Annotated in this window: 3 protein-coding genes; 1 reads left to right on the top strand and 2 read right to left on the bottom strand. The window is 32.4% G+C overall.

The genetic code is table 11. The features are described from left to right. The coding region (gene mobV, locus CIK00_RS20955; protein ID WP_193435496.1) for a MobV family relaxase at window positions 1–1,156 on the bottom strand (1,156 nt) is incomplete at its 3' end. Window positions 1,157–2,212: 1,056 nt separating this feature from the next. Between mobV and CIK00_RS20950 the strand changes: the two genes are divergently transcribed. After that, window positions 2,213–2,626, top strand: a complete 414-nt coding sequence (locus CIK00_RS20950; RefSeq protein WP_101770468.1) for a hypothetical protein — start codon at window positions 2,213–2,215, stop codon at window positions 2,624–2,626. Between the two features lie 298 nt (window positions 2,627–2,924). Here the strand turns inward: CIK00_RS20950 and CIK00_RS21400 are convergent. Beyond that, window positions 2,925–3,134, bottom strand: a 210-nt coding sequence (locus CIK00_RS21400; protein ID WP_167388595.1) for a hypothetical protein, incomplete at its 5' end; no start/stop codon positions are given.

Below are 3,134 nucleotides of genomic sequence, written 5' to 3'. Positions count from 1 at the left end.
TTGGTATTTCTACGCCACCTTTTAAATTATTATTATAAATTTCTTTTGTTGTGAATTGATTTAAAAATGAACTGCATTTTTTAATTTCTTCAATAAATGAAACGGGTACTTTTTTATTTATTTGTTGGTCATTTATTAACAAATAATAACTATTATTTTCTTTATCCCACTTAAATAAAATTTTATTTTCTTGGTCAAGGATAGGGTTGATTAAATTCTTTTCTGCTATTTCATCTGTTTTTTTATCAATATACGAATTGATTTTTTTTATATTTTCAAATGGTAGGTTATTTATTTTGTTCGCAATATCCATGTTATTTTTAAATTTAAAAAATTCTCTTTTTACCACTCTTTCTGATAATTTACTTTTTTCTAACTCACCTTTTAATCTACTATTTTCTTTTTCTAAATCTATATAGTTTTTATTGGTGGTTTTTAAAATTGAATCTTCGAATTCATCACAAGCTTGATTCCAAACACTATAAGCAACTCTTTCAGCATATTTTTCTTTGGATTCTAAAAAAGTAGTGTCTGGAATAATTATTGAATCCGCGATTTCTTTTAATTCTTTTATTGGATTTTGTATCTTTGAATAGAACTCTTTAACTGTCTGATGTTGCGCTACAGACCGCTCTACACCTCGCTCCAAGCCGAAATGAGACACATGCTTATGAAAGTTAGTCTGCATATCTGAAAGGGTTTTGCGACCACCTAGAAAGTGCTTACAGTTTAAATTTTCTTTCTGTTTTTTTTCATTGAACACATAAGGGACAACATAAGCAATCAAATGAGGTGATGTTTCATCTCGATGAATAGAAGTGGTGATCACGTTCTCTTCACCATGCCTTTCAATCAACCATTCTTTCGCTGCCTCGAAATATTTATCATGAGTAATACGATTATTATCTTCAAAAAAATCAGGTGAAGCGGTGATCATATACTCAATACAATGCACCCCATCTTTTCGTACTTTTTCAGGTAAGCGATTTTGTATCGCCTCAAAAGCAGCATCTTTTGAATCATGATCATGAGAGTTTAAATGTGCCTTTGTTTCGTCTGCATTATGCGTTTCTCGGTCACGATAATTATGACTAAGTGACGCAGCTATGTTGCCGCTAGTCTTGATTTTAGTGGTTCTTAGGATGGCGTATGGCATCTGCTCTAAATCCCTTTTAATACATGGAATAATTGGCTTAATCGATAGCTTAAAGTAAAAGGGGTACTCACTACACCTTTTTTACGTCCTCGCCTTCGGCTCGATCTCAAAAAGGTGGTTCGAAGCACAAAAAAGATCGCTTTTTTGGGCTTGGAATTTTCGTACCTCAAATACCAGGCCCAAAGTTTTTTGCCCAATTACGGATCGAGATCGCTTCATTCAAAAGCAATGCTTTTTTAGGGCGCGGGTAAGTTTATTTTTCGCGGTGATTTCGTCCCACGCGAACTACTTTTTTTCACATCCTTTGATACTGGCAAGTGCGCTTAGTATCCCTGCGGGATAGAGCCAACTTTCAGATTTAAAATAAATCTGAAAGTTAAGTAAATTTGGTGAAATAGATTTATTTTAAATCTATCAAAAACATCACCCCTTTTTTGTTACTAAGATAAACTCAGCCAAAAACAAACAGCATAAATCAATTTTAAGCCGTCAAAATCAAACGTAGAGAGCTTCTCCGCCAAAAAGCCATAGCTCGGTAACACTAAAGGCGTTTTGAGTGCTTAGAGAGCCGCACAGAAAGAAAAAACAAAAATAAAATTTATTGTTGAGCGCGGAGCGCAAACTTAACGCGCCAATACCGGTTTGTTGACGATTGTGGTCAATGTGTTTGATAACGCGCTCCATCGTTATCAAAACTTGTCCACATGAGACTTTTCACTGAAATTTTTCTCATCCTAAATCTGACATCTTCAGCCCCCCCCCTTTTTTGAGATAGATTCAGAAGAGAAGGGGATTTAGGGTGCTTTTCTTTATTTATCAAACACATGACGAAAAACGAACTCACCATATGGTGAGTTGAACTCACTATATGGTGAGTTCGTAATCACTATATCGTTAGGTCAAATCACTATATCGTTAGGTCAAATCACTTTTTTAATGAGTTTGGTTATTCTGTTTTTTGATCGAACTCACTTTTTTAGTGAGTTTATGTGTTACTATTGAACTCACTAAAAAAGTGAGTTACTGTTCTGCTTTATCATTTGGAGTTGGGTTGTTATGGCGAGTAAATTTGTTGACAAGGAAACTGGCGAAATATCAGTAGAACCTGATTTTGTTAAAGTTTACATAAGGGATCTATGTAATGTGAAAGGTGTAACTGGTCTACAAATGAAAATATTTCATTTTATGATGCAAAGTATGAATAGCTACAATGAAGTTACTTACGGTAAATCAGCAAAAGAAAGATTTTGTTCTGAACATAATACTACTGTAAGTACCTTTGATAATAATATTAGAGCTTTAATTAATAAGCAGTTAATTGAACGTATTAGTCGCGGAGAGTTTAGGATTAATAAGAAGTATGCTGTAAAAGTTGATTGGGAAAGAGTGCAATCAATAACATGGAAAACTGTTTATACCAAAGATGGTAAAAACGAAAATATAACAATTGAAGAAAATAATGACTTGTAAGGTTTGATATGAGAAATGAAGAAAAGTTAAATCTAGAGTTAGAGAATATTCTTTTTTCCGAAAAGAAAAAAGAGCTAACAAATTGGGAATATAATTATTGCCTTAGTATAAATAAGATATTTAGACAGAAAGATTCATTAACAGTGAAACAAAAAAAATGCCTATTTGAAATAATAAAACGATTAAAATAAAGTAAGTCACTTACCACGGTTAAAGTAAAAAAGCAAATTGGTATCCATACCATTGATATTAATCATTAAATTGGAGCTTGCCGCATCACGACAACCCCAATAAAAAGCTATATTGAAAAGCTATGGCTATTATCTATTTCTCGACATAATGCCTTTGATTTTACACCATTACCATCAACAACTAATTTTGTTGGTATTTCTACGCCACCTTTTAAATTATTATTATAAATTTCTTTTGTTGTGAATTGATTTAAAAATGAACTGCATTTTTTAATTTCTTCAATAAATGAAACGGGTACTTTTTTATTTATTTGTTG

Origin of the sequence: Photobacterium carnosum, assembly GCF_002849605.1 — a bacterium.
Classification (GTDB): domain Bacteria; phylum Pseudomonadota; class Gammaproteobacteria; order Enterobacterales; family Vibrionaceae; genus Photobacterium; species Photobacterium carnosum.
The sequence above is the reverse complement of the archived record's forward strand: the minus strand, read 5'-3'. Positions and strand labels throughout refer to the sequence as shown.